The organism is Sphaerotilus sp. (assembly GCF_041083715.1).
Lineage (GTDB): Bacteria > Pseudomonadota > Gammaproteobacteria > Burkholderiales > Burkholderiaceae_C > Sphaerotilus.
Window position 1 is genome coordinate 1 of the sequence record NZ_JBFPGY010000358.1, and the last position, 17,448, is coordinate 17,448.

The 17,448-nt window shown below is 68.6% G+C and carries 20 protein-coding genes; 5 read left to right on the forward strand and 15 right to left on the reverse strand.

All coding sequences use genetic code 11. The features are described 5' to 3' along the window. Nucleotides 1-908 (forward strand): putative bifunctional diguanylate cyclase/phosphodiesterase (locus AB3X43_RS16920; RefSeq protein WP_369431035.1); only part of this gene is annotated, 908 nt, incomplete at its 5' end. Nucleotides 909-930: 22 nt separating this feature from the next. Here the strand turns inward: AB3X43_RS16920 and AB3X43_RS16925 are convergent. Next, a complete protein-coding gene (locus tag AB3X43_RS16925; RefSeq protein ID WP_369431036.1) occupies nucleotides 931-1,845 on the reverse strand; it encodes a GGDEF domain-containing protein in 915 nt (304 codons plus the stop codon). 236 nt (nucleotides 1,846-2,081) lie between these two features. Between AB3X43_RS16925 and AB3X43_RS16930 the strand changes: the two genes are divergently transcribed. Both AB3X43_RS16930 and AB3X43_RS16935 read left to right on the forward strand, forming a co-directional pair. Beyond that, nucleotides 2,082-2,528: a YeeE/YedE family protein gene (locus AB3X43_RS16930; protein WP_369431037.1), complete on the forward strand. Its 447-nt coding sequence runs from the start codon at nucleotides 2,082-2,084 to the stop codon at nucleotides 2,526-2,528. Nucleotides 2,529-2,548: 20 nt separating this feature from the next. Next, a complete protein-coding gene (locus tag AB3X43_RS16935; protein ID WP_369431057.1) occupies nucleotides 2,549-2,956 on the forward strand; it encodes a DUF6691 family protein in 408 nt (135 codons plus the stop codon). On the opposite strand, the gene AB3X43_RS16940 is transcribed toward AB3X43_RS16935, so the two are convergent. Continuing rightward, nucleotides 2,946-4,115: a pyridoxal-phosphate-dependent aminotransferase family protein gene (locus AB3X43_RS16940; RefSeq protein ID WP_369431038.1), complete on the reverse strand. Its 1,170-nt coding sequence runs from the start codon at nucleotides 4,113-4,115 to the stop codon at nucleotides 2,946-2,948. The genes AB3X43_RS16935 and AB3X43_RS16940 overlap by 11 nt on opposite strands. Nucleotides 4,116-4,249: 134 nt before the next feature. Further along, nucleotides 4,250-4,672 (reverse strand): Lrp/AsnC family transcriptional regulator, encoded by a 423-nt coding sequence (locus AB3X43_RS16945; protein ID WP_369431039.1) that lies wholly within the window; start codon nucleotides 4,670-4,672, stop codon nucleotides 4,250-4,252. 109 nt (nucleotides 4,673-4,781) lie between these two features. On the opposite strand from AB3X43_RS16945, the gene ctlX reads away from it, so the two are divergent. After that, entirely contained in the window at nucleotides 4,782-5,723 is a 942-nt protein-coding gene (gene ctlX, locus AB3X43_RS16950) for a citrulline utilization hydrolase CtlX (protein WP_369431040.1), read from the forward strand. Between the two features lie 345 nt (nucleotides 5,724-6,068). Here ctlX and paaZ read toward each other — a convergent pair whose 3' ends face one another. From paaZ to AB3X43_RS17005, 11 genes are read right to left on the reverse strand one after another with little or no spacing between them, the layout of a single operon-like run. Beyond that, entirely contained in the window at nucleotides 6,069-8,126 is a 2,058-nt protein-coding gene (gene paaZ, locus AB3X43_RS16955; RefSeq protein ID WP_369431041.1) for a phenylacetic acid degradation bifunctional protein PaaZ, read from the reverse strand. Continuing rightward, complete coding sequence (locus AB3X43_RS16960) at nucleotides 8,123-9,268, reverse strand: ABC transporter substrate-binding protein (RefSeq protein WP_369431042.1); 1,146 nt, start codon at nucleotides 9,266-9,268, stop codon at nucleotides 8,123-8,125. Before AB3X43_RS16960 ends, paaZ begins: the two co-directional genes overlap by 4 nt. After that, the gene (locus AB3X43_RS16965; RefSeq protein ID WP_369431043.1) at nucleotides 9,265-9,885 is read right to left on the reverse strand and encodes a TetR/AcrR family transcriptional regulator; all 621 of its coding nucleotides are present in this window, start codon (nucleotides 9,883-9,885) and stop codon (nucleotides 9,265-9,267) included. Before AB3X43_RS16965 ends, AB3X43_RS16960 begins: the two co-directional genes overlap by 4 nt. 40 nt (nucleotides 9,886-9,925) lie before the next feature. Further along, on the reverse strand, nucleotides 9,926-11,005 hold the full coding sequence (paaE, locus tag AB3X43_RS16970) for a 1,2-phenylacetyl-CoA epoxidase subunit PaaE (RefSeq protein WP_369431044.1): 1,080 nt from the start codon (nucleotides 11,003-11,005) through the stop codon (nucleotides 9,926-9,928). A gap of 21 nt (nucleotides 11,006-11,026) precedes the next feature. Beyond that, a complete protein-coding gene (paaD, locus tag AB3X43_RS16975; protein WP_369431059.1) occupies nucleotides 11,027-11,548 on the reverse strand; it encodes a 1,2-phenylacetyl-CoA epoxidase subunit PaaD in 522 nt (173 codons plus the stop codon). A 5-nt stretch (nucleotides 11,549-11,553) separates the two neighbouring features. Next, complete coding sequence (gene paaC / locus AB3X43_RS16980; protein WP_369431045.1) at nucleotides 11,554-12,342, reverse strand: 1,2-phenylacetyl-CoA epoxidase subunit PaaC; 789 nt, start codon at nucleotides 12,340-12,342, stop codon at nucleotides 11,554-11,556. Nucleotides 12,343-12,355: 13 nt separating this feature from the next. Continuing rightward, nucleotides 12,356-12,658: a 1,2-phenylacetyl-CoA epoxidase subunit PaaB gene (gene paaB / locus AB3X43_RS16985; protein WP_369431047.1), complete on the reverse strand. Its 303-nt coding sequence runs from the start codon at nucleotides 12,656-12,658 to the stop codon at nucleotides 12,356-12,358. Then, nucleotides 12,655-13,665 carry a 1,2-phenylacetyl-CoA epoxidase subunit PaaA gene (paaA, locus tag AB3X43_RS16990; RefSeq protein WP_369431048.1) on the reverse strand — a complete coding sequence of 337 codons (1,011 nt, stop codon included), beginning with the start codon at nucleotides 13,663-13,665 and terminating at the stop codon, nucleotides 12,655-12,657. The genes paaB and paaA overlap by 4 nt, the downstream gene beginning before the upstream one ends. Nucleotides 13,666-13,676: 11 nt before the next feature. Next, nucleotides 13,677-14,990: a phenylacetate--CoA ligase PaaK gene (gene paaK / locus AB3X43_RS16995; RefSeq protein ID WP_369431049.1), complete on the reverse strand. Its 1,314-nt coding sequence runs from the start codon at nucleotides 14,988-14,990 to the stop codon at nucleotides 13,677-13,679. 32 nt (nucleotides 14,991-15,022) lie between these two features. Next, nucleotides 15,023-15,457 (reverse strand): hydroxyphenylacetyl-CoA thioesterase PaaI, encoded by a 435-nt coding sequence (gene paaI / locus AB3X43_RS17000; protein WP_369431050.1) that lies wholly within the window; start codon nucleotides 15,455-15,457, stop codon nucleotides 15,023-15,025. A gap of 1 nt (nucleotide 15,458) precedes the next feature. Continuing rightward, nucleotides 15,459-16,262, reverse strand: coding sequence for an enoyl-CoA hydratase-related protein (locus AB3X43_RS17005; protein WP_369431051.1), 804 nt, complete (start codon nucleotides 16,260-16,262; stop codon nucleotides 15,459-15,461). A 140-nt stretch (nucleotides 16,263-16,402) separates the two neighbouring features. Here AB3X43_RS17005 and AB3X43_RS17010 point away from each other — a divergent pair, with 140 nt between their 5' ends. Next, nucleotides 16,403-17,005: a phenylacetic acid degradation protein PaaY gene (locus AB3X43_RS17010; RefSeq protein WP_369431053.1), complete on the forward strand. Its 603-nt coding sequence runs from the start codon at nucleotides 16,403-16,405 to the stop codon at nucleotides 17,003-17,005. Between the two features lie 3 nt (nucleotides 17,006-17,008). On the opposite strand, the gene AB3X43_RS17015 is transcribed toward AB3X43_RS17010, so the two are convergent. Beyond that, the coding region (locus AB3X43_RS17015) for a hypothetical protein (protein ID WP_369431055.1) at nucleotides 17,009-17,448 on the reverse strand (440 nt) is incomplete at its 5' end.

Consider the following 17,448-nt stretch of genomic DNA (forward strand, 5'->3'; position numbering starts at 1 on the left):
GGCAGGATGTCGACACGCTGCTGCAGCATTCGGGTGCCGCGCGTGCCCGTGCCCGCGAAGCCGCCGGATCGAGCTACCACTTCTACACCGCCGACATGCACGACCGCGTGATCGACCGGCTGAACACCGAAGTGGCGCTCTACCGGGGCCTGGAGCGGGGCGAGTTCGAACTGCACTACCAACCCAAGGTCGATCTGCGCACCGGACAGGTCATGGGGGTCGAGGCGCTGCTGCGCTGGAACCGCCCGGGCATGGGGCTGCAGATGCCGGACCAGTTCATCGATATCCTGGAGCAGACCGGTCTGATCATGGACGCGGGCGACTGGGTGCTGCGGGAAGCCTGTGCGGCCATCCGGTCGATGCCGCTGTCGCTGGCCGTCAACATCTCGCCGCGCCAGTTCCTGCACCCGAATCTGACCGACCGGCTGATGCGCATGCTGGACGACATCCAGTTCCCGGCCGACCGGCTGGAGCTGGAGATCACCGAGCAGATCGTCGTCGAGGACGAGGAGCGTGCTGTTGCCACGCTGCACGATCTCGCCAGCCGCGGCATCCGGGTGGCGCTGGACGACTACGGCACCGGTTTCTCGTCGCTGCAGCGCCTCAAGCGCCTGCCGTTGCACACGCTCAAGATCGACAAGTACTTCGTCATCTCGCTGGTCACCAGCAAGGCGGATGCAGCGATCGTGCGCTCGACCATCGACCTCTGCCACCAGCTCGACATCCATGTCGTCGCCGAGGGCGTGGAGGACAGTGTCGTGATGGGCCTGTTGCGCGACTACGGCTGCGATGTGGCGCAGGGGTATGGCATCTGCCGTCCGCTGTCGATGTCCCAGCTCGCCGAGTGGATGGCCACCTCGACAGTGGCCTCGCCGTCAGGCCGGCACACCTTCCGACCTGCACGCTGAGCCGGGTGCCCGAGACGCCGCATCAGTCGTCATTGGCGACCGATGCGGCGCCCCTCTCCTGTCGATCCGCGAATCCCTGGCGGCCCAGACCACGCCGGGCAGCAGCTGCCGACAATGCCGTCTTGAGCATTTCTTCAGGCTGCCGGCCATCGGACGGATAGACGGCCAGACCGGTCGAGACAGTGACCACGGCCGTTTGCGCACTGACCATGAACGGCTCGCGCAGCATCTGGGACAGCTTGAGGGCCACCCGGTCACCATCCTCCGGCGCCTCCAGGCGGGTCAGCACCACTGCGAACGCATCCGGTGCCAGCGCCGACACCACATCGCTGGCGCGCAGCCCGCTGCGCAGCCGCACCGCGAGCTTGCGCCGCAGCGCCTGCGCCGCCGCCACACCAAGACGGGCTTCGGTCGTCGCCAGTCCTTCGACACGGATCACCAGCAAGGCCATCGGCGCCGGCTCGCGCTCGCGCAGCGCGCAGAGCTGGTGCAGCAACTCCATCAGCTGGACGCGGTTCGGCAGCCCCGTGGCCAGATCGATCGACCAGGCGCGGCGCAGCTCCTGCTCCTGCCGCTTGCGCTCGATCGCCAGACACAGGCTGCGCCCGATCGACTCGTCATCGGACTGCCCGGACGGCAGCACGTCCTGCACGCCCGCCCGCAGCAGGCTCAGCATCAGCTCGCGCGAAGGCGCAGGCGTGCGCACCACCACCGCCGCCGCCAGCACCGCCTGCGTCCAGGCCGCCCAATAGGGCAGTGTTTTCGCCTCTGCCTCATCCGCGCAGGAGATCAGGATCGCCTCGGGGGTGGACTCGGCCAGCGCAGCCTGCGCCATCTCCAGCGTCGGACACAAGCGCCAGACACAGCGCCCGAAACGGGAATCTGACGCTTGGGGTGCGTCGGCACCGACGTGGAGAACGGAAATGGACGCGGTCATGAAGCGCTCTGAAGTGATGCAGGAATCATGCAATAAACGCACATGTACCATCGTTTGAATTGGCACGGATAGCCCGTGCAATACCACACAGACCACGCCAGAAACAGGGTGAATGGCTCGACTATCGACGTAGATAGTTCACGACTCGGTGCGGGATGCTGGATGCCCCATGGGGTGTATTGCGTGCATCGTGCAAGCCCGCTAGGATCCGCAGTCGACTCTTGATCCATGACAACATGACCCTCGACTGGATTCACTTCACCCCCGGTGCAGCACTCGCCGGTGGCGCGCTCATCGGCCTGGCTTCGGCGCTGTTCCTGCTGGGCAGCGGGCGCATCGCCGGCATTGCCGGCATCGTCGGCGAGCCGCTCAAGGCGCTGGTGCGGGGCCAGTCGCTGGCGCCGCAGGCCACGCGGCTGCTGTTCCTGCTGGGTCTGCTGCTGTCGCCGTGGCTCTGGCGGTTGGCAGCCGAGCTGCCAGCCCGGCAGGCCGGTGCATCCACCATGGGTCTGATCGTGGCCGGCCTGCTGGTCGGATTCGGCTCGCGGCTGGGCAATGGCTGTACCAGCGGCCACGGCGTGTGCGGACTGAGCCGGCTGTCGCTGCGCTCGCTGGTCAATGTGCTGGTGTTCATGGGGGCGGGATTCGCCACCGTGGCCGTCATGCGTCACCTGTTGGGATGAACACCATGCACAAGACCTCGATGCGCCTGCCGATCGCCCTGCTGTCAGGCCTCGTGTTCGGGCTGGGCCTGATCGCCGCCGGCATGACACAGCCACTCAAGGTGCAGGCCTTTCTGGACCTGGGCGGCGCCTGGGACCCGAGCCTCGCCTTGGTGATGGGGGCCGCCGTGGGCATCGGGCTGGTGGCCTTCGCATGGGCGCGGCGGCGCGGCAGGACCTGGGACGGCGAACCCATCGACTGGCCCCGCGCCACGCAGATCGACGGCCCGCTGGTGCTGGGCGGTCTGTTGTTCGGCATCGGCTGGGGCATCGCCGGCTTCTGCCCGGGGCCGGCCATTGTGGCCCTGGGCAGCGGCTGGGGCGATGCGGCCCTCTTCGTGGCAGCCATGCTGATCGGCATGGCCGCGCACGACCACCTCAAGCGCTGACGCTGCCGGTCTGTACCGGCTGCGCGGCCGGTGCCTGGATGCGGTCGAGTGCCGCGTCCAGTGCCGCGACGCTGCGATCGATGTGGTGCAGCTTCTCCAGCCCGAACAGGCCGATGCGGAAGCTGCGGAACTCTGCAGGCTCGTCGCACTGCAGCGGCACGCCAGACGCCGTCTGCAGCCCTTGTGCGATGAATTTCTTCGCCGACTGGATGTCCGGGTCGGTCGTGTAGCTGACCACCACGCCCGGTGCCTGGAAGCCCTCGGCGGCGACACTCGGAAAGCCGCGGCGCACCATCAGCTCGCGGACCCGCCGGCCGAGTTCCACCTGCTGCGCCTTCAGGTAGGCGAACCCGCCCGCGCGGGTTTCCTCCATCGCGGCGAGGCATCTGGTCAGCGCGTCGGTGGGCATGGTGGTGTGGTAGACGTGGCCGCCACCTTCATAGGTCTCCATGATCTGGAGCCACTTCTTCAGGTCACAGGCGAAGCTGGTGCTGGTGGTGCCGTCGATGCGCGCCCGCGCCAGTTCGCTCAGCATCACGAAGGCGCAGCACGGCGAGCCGCTCCAGCCTTTCTGCGGCGCGCTGATCAGCACGTCCACGCCCGTGGCCGCCATGTCCACCCACATCGCACCCGAGGCGATGCAGTCGAGCACGAACACGCCGCCGACGGCGTGCACCGCATCGGCCACCGCCTTCAGGTAGTCGTCGGGCAGGATCATGCCGCTGGCGGTTTCCACGTGCGGCGCGAAGACGACACCGGGGCGGAACTCGGCGATCGCGGCGACCACCTCGTCGATCGGCGCTGGCGCGAATGGCGCCTGCGGGCCGCTGGCGACCTGGCGCGCCTTGAGCACACGGGTGTCCGAGGGAATGCCACCCATGTCGAAGATCTGCGACCAGCGGAAGCTGAACCAGCCGTTGCGGATCACCAGCACCCGCTGCTGCGTGGCGAACTGGCGGGCCACCGCCTCCATGCCGAACGAGCCGCTGCCGGGCACGACGATGGCCGAGCGGGCGTTGTATGCCTCCTTCAGCACACCAGAAATGCCACGCATGACGCCCTGGAAGCGCTGCGACATGTGGTTGAGAGCGCGGTCGGTGTAGACAACCGAGTATTCGAGCAGACCGTCGGGATCGACGTGGGGCAACAGACCGGGCATGGGACAGCTCCGTGAGAGTGGATTTGCTGATTGGAAATCGATTTCTGAGGGACCGGCCATTCAACCACAGCACTTCGATGCCGCCTCTCGGCAATGACCCCGAAGCGGATGCGCCGATGGGTGGTCCGACCCGGCTACGCCTTGTCCGTCGTCAGCAGCAGGCTCGTTTCCGTGTTCGAGATGCCTTCGATCAGCCGGATCGCGCTCAGCACCTTGTCGAAGGCTTCGAGCGTGTCCGCGCGCAGTTCAGCCACCAGGTCCCAGCGGCCATTGGTCGTGTGCAGTGCCACCACGTTCGGATGACCGCGCAGCAGACGGCGTACCTCCCCACCGCGGTGCCCCTCGACCTCGATGCTCATGATGGCGCGGATGCGCTGGGCCTCGGCCTCGGGGCGCAGGCGCACGGTGTACCCGACGATCGTGCCGTCGCGCTCCAGGCGGGCCAGGCGGTTCTGCACCGTGGCGCGGGCCACGCCCAGCGTGCGGGCCAGTTCGACCATCGACAGGCGGGCGTCGTCACGGAGCAGGGCGATGAGGTGTCGGTCGATGTCGTCCATGGGGTATCGGGCAAAGTGGCAATCAGGATGGGCAGATTGCTCTGTCAATGTAGCAACCAGACAAACTGCACGCTTCATTCTGGCGCGTCCGGGCGGAAGAATCTCCGCCATGAACAGCCCCCTCTTCCGTTCGATACAGGCACCTGCCGCCGTGGTCATGGTGCGACCACACCGGTTCACCCCCAACCCGGAGACCACCGCCGACAACGCCTTCCAGCGCCCAGCCGATCCGACCGCCACGCAAGCCGTGGCCGACGCCGCCTACCGCGAAGTCACCAGCGCCGCCGAGCGCCTGGAGACCGAGGGGGTGCGGGTGCACCTGTTCGAGGACCGCGGCGAGCGCGACACGCCCGATTCGGTCTTCCCGAACAACTGGTTCTCGACCCACCCGGGCGGGCACGTCGCGCTCTACCCGATGGCCTTGCCCAGCCGACGACGGGAGCGCCGCGCCGACGTGATCGAGCTGCTCAAGGCCGGGTACCGGATGCAGGACGTGATCGACTACTCCGGGCTGGAACTGGACGGCCTGTTCCTGGAGGGCACCGGCGCGATGGTGCTCGACCACCTGGCCCGCGTCGCCTACACGGCGCGCTCGAACCGCGCCGATCCGGTCGCGCTGGAGCGCTTCTGCACCCACTTCAACTTCGAGCCCATGGTGTTCGACACCGCCGACGCCGCGGGCCGGCCGGTCTACCACACCAATGTGCTGATGTGCGTGGCGACGGCGTTCGCGCTGGTCGGGTTCGAGCTGATGGCCGATGGGCAGCGGGCGGCCGAGGTGCGTGCGCGGCTGGAGGAATCGGGCCGCGAGGTGATCGCGCTGAGCGCGGCGCAGATCGCCGATTTCGCCGGCAACGCGATCGAGCTGTCAGGCCGCGACGGGCGGTTGCTCGCGTTGTCGCAGCGGGCCTTCAACAGCCTGACCGCGACGCAGACGGCCATCATCGAGCGCACGGCCCGGCTGGTGCCGCTGGACGTGCCGACGGTGGAACTGGCCGGGGGCTCGGTGCGCTGCATGATCGCGGGCGTGCATCTGTCGCCTCGCTGCTGAAAACTGGCCTGCGCGCCTACACTGACGGGAAGCCACCCAGACCGAACGCCATGGGTTCCTCGATGGCGAGGTCTGGACCATGGCGGGCGCCGAGGATCGGCACGTCAGCACCGCAGGCAATGTCTGCATGGCGCTGCGAACGCACCTGCGTGGCACCCCCTGCCGCACCTCCCGGATGTGTTCGTCACCTGCAGCGAGGCCGACCGCGCACGCCCGCTGATGAACCAGGAGCCGACGCTGCGCGGGTATGCGGACATCGACTGACCCGCCTTGTCGCGCCTGGGAATGCGTGCAGATCCCTCGAAGAGGCAAACGACCGCCTGATCCAGCGCGGTCAAGCCCATCTCAGCCTGACGCCGCCTTCTTCGCCACCAGCGTCAGGATGTCGTAGCTCGCCACCAGCTCCCCGTGCTGGTTGCTGACCTCCACGTCCCATGCCACCACGCCCTGCCCCACCCCGCTCGGATCGACCCGGTTCCGGTCGATCTTGCGCTTGCAGGTCAGCCGCGCCCGGATCGTGTCGCCGATGGCCACCGGCTTGACGAAGCGCAGCGTGTCCAGCCCGTAGTTGGCCAGCACCGGCCCAGGCGCGGGCGAGACGAACAGCCCGGCGGCGGCCGACAGCACGAAGTAGCCGTGCGCGATGCGCTGGCCGAACTGCGTTTCCTTGGCTGCGATCGCGTCGAAGTGCATGTAGAAGTAGTCGCCCGAGATGCCGCCGAAGTTGACGATGTCGGCCTCGCCCACCGTGCGCCGGTGGGTCAGCAGCGACTCGCCGATCTGCAAGTCCTCGAAGTGGCGACGGAACGGATGCACCTCGGTCTCGATCACCTTCGCGCCGCGCACATGCTCGCCCGTGACCGCCGCCAGCATCGTCGGCGAGCCTTGGACCGCCGTGCGCTGCAGGTAGTGTTTCACCGCCCGCACGCCACCGAGTTCCTCGCCACCGCCCGCCCGGCCCGGGCCGCCATGCTTCAGCACCGGCAGCGGCGAGCCGTGGCCGGTCGATTCCACCGCCGATTCGCGGTCGAGGATGTGCAGCCGGCCGTGCAGCGCCGCCGCTTCCGGGATCACGCGGGCGGCGATCTGCGGATCGCGGGTCACCAGTGTCGCCACCAGCGAGCCGCGACCGCGTGCGGCCAGCGCCACCGCCTCGTCCAGCCCGTCATACGCCATCAGCGTGCTGACCGGGCCGAACGCCTCGACATCGTGCACGGCGTCGTGGGCCATCGGCTGGCGGCTCAGCAGCAGCGTCGGCGCGAAGAAGGCGCCACCCGCCGTGCCCTCGCCGACCGGCCGGACCGCGTCCACACCGCCGCGGACCAGTTCCGCGCCGTCCGCCAGCAGCATCGCCACGCGCTCGGCCACATCGGCCTGCTGCGCGTGCGAGGCCAGCGCGCCCATGCGCACGCCGTCGACCGACGGGTCACCGACGACCACCTTGGCCAGCCGCGCCTGCAGCCGCTCGGCCACGGCGTCCAGGTGCTGCCTCGGCACGATGGCGCGGCGGATCGCGGTGCATTTCTGGCCCGCCTTGACCGTCATCTCGCGGGCGACTTCCTTGACGAAGAGGTCGAACTCCTCGTCGTCCGGCGTCACGTCCGGCGCCAGGATCGCGCAGTTGAGCGAGTCGGCCTCGGCGTTGAACGGCACCGAATGGCGGACCAGGTTCGGATGCACGCGCAGCCGCGCCGCCGTGTCGGCCGAGCCGGTGAAGGTCACCACATCCTGGCCGTTCAGCCGGTCGAGCAGGTCGCCCGTGCCGCCGATGACCAGTTGCAGCGCCCCTTCCGGCAGGATCCCGGACTCGACGATCAGCCGCACCGCCGCTTCCGTGAGGTAGCTGGTCGCCGTCGCCGGCTTGCCGATGCAGGGCATGCCCGCGAGAAAACTCGGCGCGAACTTCTCCAGCAGGCCCCAGACGGGAAAGTTGAAGGCGTTGATGTGGACCGCCACGCCACGCCGCGGCACGAGGATGTGCGTCCCCGCAAAGCCGCCCTTCTTGCCCAGCGGGATCGCCGGCCCTTCATGGACGACATTGCCCGACGGCAGCTCGTTGCTGCCCAGGCCGGCGTAGGCGAACAGCGTGCCCGCACCGCCTTCGATGTCGATCCACGAGTCGGCCCGCGTCGCCCCGGTGTGCGCGGAAGATGCGTAGAGCGGCTCCTTGCGCTCCATCAGGAACTTGGCCAGCGCCTTCAGCCGCTGGGCACGCTGCTGGAAATCCAGCGCCAGCAGGTTCGGCAGTCCGACGCGGCGGGCATGGTCCACCGCCTCGGCGAAATCGATCGCCTCGGCGTGGGTCTGTGCGACCACGTGACCGCTGACCGCACTGCGCAGCGGCTGCGCAGCCTCCCGACCGAGCCAGCGTCCGCCGATCCAGCTTTGCAGCGGCCCCGTCATGGCACGAATTTCCAGGCACCGTTCTCGATCGTGACCATCACGCGGGCGCGCTGGTCGAGGCCGAGGTGGTCGGTGGCGGACATGTTGAAGATGCCATGCGCGCCGGGCAATTCCCTGACCTGCTCCAGCGCATCGCGCAGCGCAGCGCGGAAAGCCGGCGTGCCCGGCTGGGCCTTCTTCAGGGCAACTGGCACTGCGGCCGACATCAGCACACCGCTGTCCCAGGCATGGCCGCCGAAGGTCGAGACGGAGCCGGCGCCGTACGCGGCCTCATAGGCGGTGACGTAGGCCATGGCCGACTTCTTGACAGGATGGCTGGCCGGCAACTGGCTGGCCACCAGCACCGGCCCGGCCGGCAGGAAGGTGCCTTCCACGTCCTTGCCGCCCACCCGCAGGAAGTCGGCATTCGCCACCCCGTGCGTCTGGTAGAACTTGCCGGTGTAGCCGCGCTCCTTGAGCGTCTTCTGCGGCAGTGCGGCCGGTGTGCCCGAACCGGCGATCAGCACCGCATCCGGCTGCGCCGCCATCAGCTTGAGCGCCTGCCCGGTCACCGAGGTGTCGTTGCGGGCATAGCGCTCGCTGGCGACGATCCTGAGCTTCTTCAGCTCGGCCGCCTTGGAAAACTCCTGGAACCAGCCTTCGCCATACGCATCCGCGAAGCCGATGAACGCCACCGTCTTCACGCCACTGTTGGCCATGTGCTCGGCGATGGCCAGCGACATCTGGATGTCGTTCTGCGGCGTCTTGAAGACCCAGCGTTTCTTGGCATCCTGTGGCTCGACGATGCGCGCCGAGGCGGCCATCGAGATCATCGGCACCTGCGCTTCGGCCACGGCATCGATCATCGCCAGCGAATTCGGCGTGGTGGTCGAACCGAGGAGGATGTCCACCTTGTGCTCGGTGATGAGCTTGCGGGCGTTGGCCACGGCCGCGGTCGTGTCGGAGGCATCGTCGAGCACGATGTAGTTGATCGTCTGGCCGCCAATGCGCTTGGGCATCAGCGCGACCGTGTTCTTTTCGGGGATGCCGAGCGAGGCGGCCGGGCCGGTGGCGGACACGGTGACACCGACGTTGATGTCGGCGAGTGCCACGGCACTGGTCAGTGCGGCAGCCAGCAGGGTCAGGATCTTGTTGAGTTTCATCGGGTTGTCTCCTCGGAAGGGGGTACGGGGATGCGGTGGATGCCGCCAAAGAACAGGTCGGCCACGATCGGTGCCATCCGGTCATAGCCGAGCCGGCCATCGGGCTTCAACCAGGTGAACATCCAGTTGATCATGCCGAACAGCAGCATCGAGACGGGGGTATCGAGGTGGGCATCCTTGAACTCCGGGCGCAGCTCGACCAGGGTGCGCGCAAAGCCGTCCACCACCTGCCGCTCCATCACCAGCACGCGCGCGCGGTCCTCGGGCTCCAGGAAGCGCACGTCCTCGGTCAGCACGCGGTGGGCGTGCTGGGCACCCGCGTATTCCTCGACGAAGCGCACGATGAGCCGCTGCAGCCGCGGCTCGGCGGGCAGGCCCTCGGCCTCGATGCCCCGCACCAGCTCGGCCAGCCGCGCCACATGGCCCTCGGCGATCTGGACCAGCAGCGCGTACTTGTCGCGGTAGTAGTGGTAGAGCGTCGGCTTGGACAGCCCGCAGGCCTCGGCGAGCTGGTTCATCGAGGTGGCCGGGTAGCCGCGCTGCGAAAACAGCTCGGCAGCGTGCGCGAGGATCATCTCGCGCTGGTCATCGTAGGCAGGGGATCGGGTGCGGGCCACAGGCAGGGTACAGGCAGGGCGAGCGACGGTTCGGGTCGGCTCAGCGTTCGTCGTAGGAGAGCACGACCCGCTCCGTCAGCGGATGCGACTGGCAGGTCAGCACGAAGCCGGCGGCCACCTCGCTGGCGTCGAGCGCGAAGTTGCGGTCCATCCGCACTCGGCCCTCCAGCACCTTGGCCCGGCAGGTGCAGCATACCCCCGACTTGCACGAGAACGGCACGTCCAGCCCGGCCGCCGCCGCCGCATCCAGGATGCTCGGGTCGGTCTTGCGGAAGGCAATCTCGCGCTGCAGCCCGTCGCGGATGACCACGATGCAGGCGTTGTCAGCGTCACCCGGGCGGATCTCGTGGACTGGCGCCGCGCCTGGCCTGGCCGCCGGCACGCCGAAGCGCTCGACGTGGATGCGCTCGGCCGCCACGCCGGCGGATTTCATCGCGGTCTCCACATCGTCGTTGAAGCTGTACGGTCCGCAGACGAACACCTCGTCGATCGACGCCACGGGCACCAGCACGCGCAGGAAGGTCGCGAGCTTGTCCGCGTCGAGCCGGCCGGTGTTGAGCGGGGTGTCGGTGTGCTCGCCGGAGAAGACGTTGTGCAGCACCAGCCTTGTCAGGTAGCGGTTCTTCAGGTCCTCGATCTCTTCCTTGAACATCGTGGACTTCTGGGTGCGGTTGCCGTAGATCAGCGTGAAGGTGCTCTGCGGCTCGCGTGCCAGCACACTCTTCATCAGCGACAGCACCGGCGTGATGCCGCTGCCACCCGCGATGCCGACGACATGGCGACGCGCGGTGGCGTCCAGCGGCACCGTGAAATGGCCTTGCGGCGGAAAGACCTGCAGCGTGTCACCCGGCTGCAGCCGCTCGTTGACCCAGGTCGAGAACACGCCACCGGGCACCTTGCGCACGCCGACGCGCAGCGCGGCGTCGTCCAGCCCCGCGCAGATCGAATACGAGCGGCGCAGGTCCTGGCCGTCGATGTCACCGCGCAGCGTCAGGTACTGACCGGGCTGGAAATGGAAGGTCTCGCGCAGGTCATCGGGCACGTCGAAGGAGACCAGCACGGCCTCCTCGGTGTCGGCTTGCACGGCGCGCACGCGCAGCGGGTGGAAATGCAGGCTCATGGCGATTCCGTAGGCGCCGAATCAGATCGGCTTGAAATGTTCGAAAGGCTCGCGGCAACTCAGGCAGCGGTAGAGCGCCTTGCATGCGGTCGAGCCGAAGGCGGACAGGCGCTCGGTCTGCGCGCTGCCGCAGCGCGGGCAGGTGATCGCCGCAGGTGCGGCACGCCGGACCAGCCGGATCGGCACGTCCGCGCCCGGCGCGACCGGCCCGGGTGGGGCGATGCCATATTCGCGCAGCTTGCGGCGGCCGTCCTCGCTGATCCAGTCGGTGGTCCAGGCCGGCGCGCGCTGCAGCGACAGGCGCACCGGACCCAGGCCGGCAGCGACGAGCGCAACGCGGGCATCCTGCTCGATCTGCTCGGTGGCAGGGCAGCCGGAATAGGTCGGCGTGAGCACGACTTCCAGCACACCATCGTCACCGCGGCGCACCGCCCGCACGATGCCGAGGTCGCACAGCGAGATCGCCGGCACTTCGGGATCAGGCACCTCGTGCAGCACCGCCCAGGCGCGGGCAATGTCACCGGACGCGGCGTCCAGCGCCAGCGTGTTCACCAGGCACCCCCGGGATAGGCGCGCTGCAGGTACTGCAGGTCGGCCAGGATGAAGCCCATGTGCTCGCTGTGCACGCCGCGCTTGCCGGTGGTCAGGAAGGTGGAGGCCTTGGGCGCCGCCAGACCGGCGTCGGTCAGCAACTCGCCCATCGCCGCCTCCCAGTCCCCGCGCAGGTCCGACCAGCGCGGCCCCAGACCGCAGGCTGCCGCGGCCTCGTCGACTGCGTCGGCGTCGAACAGCTCGCTGCTGTAGCGCCAGAGCGTGTCGACGGCGGCGACCATGCGGCGGTGCGACTCGTCGGTGCCGTCACCCAGACGCACGACCCAGTCGGCGGCGTGCTGCTCGTGGTAACGGGCCTCCTTGACCGCCTTGCCGGCGATGGCGGCGAGTTCCTGGTCGCTGGACACCGTCAGGCGCGTCCACATCAGGCGCAGGAAGGTGGCGACCATCGCGTTGCGCAGCACCGTGCAGGCAAAGTCGCCGCGGGGCAGCTCGACCAGCGTGGCGTTCAGGTAGTCGCGCTCCTCGCGCAGGAAGGCGAGCTGGTCCTCGTCGAGCAGCGGCGCGCCAGCCGCGGCACCGAGCTGGCCGGCGCGGGTCAGCAGCGCGCGGGACTGGCCGATCAGGTCGAGGGCCATGTTGGTCAGCGCGATGTCCTCTTCGAGGATGGGCGCGTGGCCGCACCACTCGCCCAGGCGCTGGCCCAGGATCAGGCAGGTATCTCCGAGGCGCAGCAGGTACTGCACCGACGGATCGCGGCTCGGCTGGATGGAAGGCGTGCTCATGTCCGGTCCGCCTTCACATGTGGTCCACGGACTCGGGCAGGTGGTAGAAGGTCGGGTGGCGGTAGACCTTGTCCTCCATCGGGTCGAAGTACATGTCCTTGTCGCCCGGGTCGCTGGCGGTGATCTGGTCCGAAGGCACGACCCAGAGGCTCGATCCTTCCTGACGGCGGGTGTAGACCTCGCGGGCGAGCTGGATCGCCAGCTTTGCGTCGGGTGCGTGCAGGCTGCCGCAGTGCTTGTGGTCCAGGCCCGCCTTGCTGCGGACGAAGACCTCCCACAGGGGCCATTCGTTGTGCGTGCTGTTCGGAGTGCTCATGCGGATGCCTTCAGAGGTTGGGGTTGCTTGCGGGCGTGGGCCAGCGCGGCCTCGCGGACCCAGGCGCCGTCTTCCCAGGCCTGGACCCGGGCGCCCAGCCGTTCGCGGTTGCACGGCCCGTCGCCGCCGACCACGCGCCAGAACTCGGCCCAGTCGATGACACCGAAGTCGTGGTGGCCGCGCTCGGCGTTCCAATGGAGGTCCGGATCGGGCAGCGTGACGCCGAGCACCTCGGCCTGCGGCACCGTCGCGTCGATGAACTTCTGGCGCAGGTCGTCGTTGGAGATGCGCTTGATGCCCCAGCGCATCGACTGCGCCGAGTTGGGCGACTGGTCGTCCGGCGGGCCGAACATCATGATCGACGGCCACCACCAGCGGTTCACCGCGTCCTGCACCATCGCCTTCTGGGCCGCGGTGCCGTTCTGCATCATCACCAGCAGGCTGTCGTAGCCCTGGCGCTGGTGGAAGCTCTCCTCGCGGCAGATGCGCACCATCGCCCGCGCGTACGGCGCGTAGCTGCAGCGGCAGATCGGCACCTGGTTCATGATCGCCGCGCCATCCACCAGCCAGCCGATCACGCCGATGTCGGCCCAGGTCAGCGTCGGGTAGTTGAAGATCGAGCTGTACTTGGCCTTGCCGGTGTGCAGGGCGTCAAGCAGCTGGTCACGGCTGGTGCCCAGCGTTTCCGCGGCGGCGTAGAGGTAGAGGCCGTGGCCCCCTTCATCCTGGACCTTGGCCATCAGGATCGCCTTGCGCTTGAGCGTGGGCGCGCGGGTGATCCAGTTGCCCTCGGGCAGCATGCCGACGATTTCCGAGTGCGCGTGCTGGCTGATCTGGCGCACCAGCGTCTTGCGGTAGTGCTCGGGCATCCAGTCCTTGGCCTCGATGAAGCCGCCGTCGTCGATGCGGGCGTCGAAGCGCGCTTCGAGCTGTGCCTCCTCGGCCGAGCGGACCACCTTGCGGCTGCCTTCCTCGCGGCCCATCGTGTCCATCGCTTGTGTGTACATGGGGGTTCCTTTCAGCGCTTGCGCTGGTCGATGACGCGGCGCGCCTTGCCGACCAGCGTGCGCTCGATCGAGTCGGTGGGCAGCACCTCGACACGCGTCGAGATGCCCACCAGCGTCTTGATGCGGTGCGTGACCCAGGCGGTGACGGCCTGGTGTTCTTCGCCGCTCAGCACCACGCCGGGCTGCAGCTCGCAGCGCACACCCACCTGGTCCAGCGCGCCCTCGCGGCTGACGAGGATCTGGTACTGGCCCGAGAGCTGCGGGTGCGCCAGCACGATCTCCTCGATCTGCGTCGGGAAGACATTGACGCCGCGGATGATGAGCATGTCGTCGCTGCGGCCGACGATCTTGCCGATGCGGCGGAAGGCACGGGACGTGGGTGGCAGCAGCCGCGTGAGGTCGCGGGTGCGGTAGCGGATGACGGGCAGCGCTTCCTTGGTCAGCGTGGTGAAGACCAGCTCGCCTTCCGAACCGTCGGGCAACACCTCGCCCGTCTCCGGGTCGATGATCTCGGGGAAGAAATGGTCTTCCCAGATCACCGGCCCGTCCTTGGATTCGATGCATTCGCTCGCCACACCCGGCCCCATCACCTCGGACAGCCCGTAGATGTCCACCGCGTCGATGCCGGCCTTGCCCTCGATCTCGCGGCGCATGGCCTCGGTCCACGGCTCGGCACCGAAGATGCCGACCTTCAGCGAGGACTGCACCGGGTCAAGCCCCTGGCGCACGAACTCCTCGATGATCACCTGCATGTAGCTGGGGGTGACCATGATGATGTCCGGCTTGAAGTCGGTGATGAGTTGAACCTGCTTCTCGGTCTGGCCGCCAGACATGGGGATCACCGTGCAGCCGAGCCGCTCGGCGCCGTAGTGCGCGCCAAGGCCGCCGGTGAACAGACCGTAGCCATAGGCGACGTGGACGATGTCGCCGGCCCGGCCGCCCGCAGCGCGGATCGAACGTGCCACGAGATCGGCCCAGCGGTCGATGTCGCCCTGCGTGTAGCCCACCACGGTCGGCTTGCCGGTGGTGCCCGACGACGCGTGGATGCGGGCAACCTGCGTGCGCGGCACGGCGAAGAGGCCGAACGGATAGTGGTCTCGCAGATCCTTCTTGGTGGTGAAAGGAAACCTGGCGAGATCGGCCAGCGTCTTCAGGTCGCTCGGATGCACGCCTTTCGCGTCGAACGCGGCACGGTAGTGCGGCACGTTGTCGTACGCGTGCTGCAGCGTCCAGCGCAGGCGGTCGAGCTGCAGCGCGGCGACCTCGTCGCGGCTGGCGGTCTCGATCGGTTCCAGCTCACCGGGGGTGGGTTGGCGCACGGGCATGGGCAAAGTCTCCTCGTCTGGTCGGTCTGGATTCAGGCGGCGGGCGGCACGGTCGGCCGGCCCTTCATGCAGTACGAGCGGCCGCGGAACACGGCGATGCGCTCGCCGCGCTGGTTGGTCACGTTCACGTCGTACACGCCGGTGCGGCCAGCAAGCGAGACTTCCTCGGCGGCGGCGGTGAGCACGTCGCCCTCCCGGCCCGGTGCCACGAAATCCACCGACAGGCCCGAAGCCACGGTCAGTTCGTTGTACGAGTTGCAGGCGTAGGCGAAGGCCGAGTCCGCCAGCGTGGTGATCAGCCCGCCATGGCAGATGGCGAAGCCGTTGAGCATGTCAGGACGCACGGTCATCGCCATCGTGGCGCGGCCGGGGGCGATGTGCATGACGCGGATGCCCAGCGCCTGGCAGGCCCGGTCCTTGGCCATCATCCCGGTGCCGACGTGGTCGGCGGTGTCTTGTGGGGTCATGTCAGCGGTCCGTGAAGGTCGGTGGACGCTTGGCCATGAACGCCGCCACGCCTTCCTGGTAGTCATGCGCGGCGCCGAAGTGGCGTTGCAGGGTGCATTCCGCATCGAGCGCCTCGGACAGGTCCATGCCCTGCGCAGCATCCATCGCCTGCCGTGTGGCCGCCAGCGCAGCCACCGGCATCGCGGCCAGCCGCTGCGCCAGCGCCTGCGCGTCGGTCTGCAGCGCGGCGTCGTCGACACAGCGCCAGATCAGACCGATGCGCTCGGCCTCGGTCGCGGGCAGCTTGTCGCCCAGCAGCGCCAGCCCGAGCGCCTGCGCCCGGCCGACCAGCCGCGGCAGCAGCCAGGTGCCCGCCGTGTCCGGCACCAGACCGATCTTGGTGAAGGCCTGGATGAAGCTGGCCGAGCGGGCCGCCAGCACGAGGTCACAGGCCAGCGCCAGATTCGCGCCCGCCCCCGCCGCCACGCCGTTGACCACCGCCACCACCGGCACCGGCATCGAGCGCAGCCGCAGCACCAGCGGGCGGTAGTGGTGTTCGATGACGTGGCCGAGGTCTTTCGGCGCTGCGCCCGGCGTCGGATCCGGCGCCACGACCGGGTCCGACAGGTCCTGCCCGGCGCAGAACGCCCGCCCCGCCCCCGTCAGCACCACGCAGCGCACACGGACATCCGCCGCCGCATCGTCCAGCGCGGTGAACAGCGCGCGGTGCAGCGCCGTGGTGAAGCTGTTGAGCGCCGCCGGGCGGTTGAGCGTCAGCGTCAACACCGCACCTTCTTGCGCTTTCAGGAGCAGGGACTCCGGCATGCAGTGGTCTCCTCGTGGGCATGGACATGGGGTTGATCTGAATTGACCGACCGTTCGGTAGATATTAGATTGCCCACATGCTCTGATGCAAGTCAAAGCAGCCCCGGACAAACCCTGAACGCCTTTGAAAGAAACCCGCCATGCCTTGCTACAGCCTCGAAGGCGTCATCCCTGTCGTCCACCCCACGGCCTACGTCCACCCCACCGCCGTGCTGATCGGCGACGTGATCGTCGGCCCGGACTGCTACATCGGTCCCTGCGCCAGCCTGCGCGGCGACTTCGGGCGCATCGTGCTGCACCAGGGCGTGAATGTGCAGGACACCTGCGTGATCCACGGCTTTCCTGACCAGGACACCCTCGTCGAGGAAAACGGCCACATCGGCCATGGCGCCGTTCTGCACAGTTGCACCGTGCGCCGAGACGCGCTGGTCGGCATGAACGCCGTGGTGATGGACGAGGCGGAGGTGGGCGAGGCGGCGATCGTGGCAGCGTGCGCGTTCGTGCCGGCAGGCAAGAAAGTGGCGCCGCGCACGCTGGTGGTCGGTTCGCCGGCGCGCAAGCTGCGCGACCTGACGGACGGGGAAGTGGCGTGGAAGCTCGAAGGCACCCGCACCTACCAGGAGCTGACGCGGCGGTGCATGGCGTCGATGGTGGAGGTCACGCCGCTGAGCGCGGTGGATGTGGATCGACCGCGGCTGCAGGGGTCAGTGGTGCAGTCGCTGATCGCCACGAAGCGGGGCTGACGGTCAGGCGATGCGCCGCAGCCAGGCACGCCCGACCGCCCACTCCAGCACGACCGCCACCGCCATCAGCCCCGCACCAAGCAGCAGCACCCGCATCGGCGACCAACCCTGCACGCACCACCAGAAGCCGCCCAGCGCCAGCATCCGGAAGGCCCACAGCACCCCCTCGCGGACCACGATTCGGTCGGCGAGTGCCCCGTCGAGGTCGAGCACCCGCTGGTTCAGCACCTGCTCGCTGGCGGCCCAGAAGGGCTGCACCGCCGCAAGCGTCAGCAGATGGACGACATAGAGTGCCGGATGCCAGACGCTGGCACCGAGCAGGGTGTGGGCGACCACCATGCCCAGCGCAGCCAGGGCCATCCAGCGCAGGCGGTTGCCGGCGTGGCGGCGGCGGCGCAGCGTGTACAGCGCCAGCGCGCCGAGCACCGTCGCGGCGCTGGCCG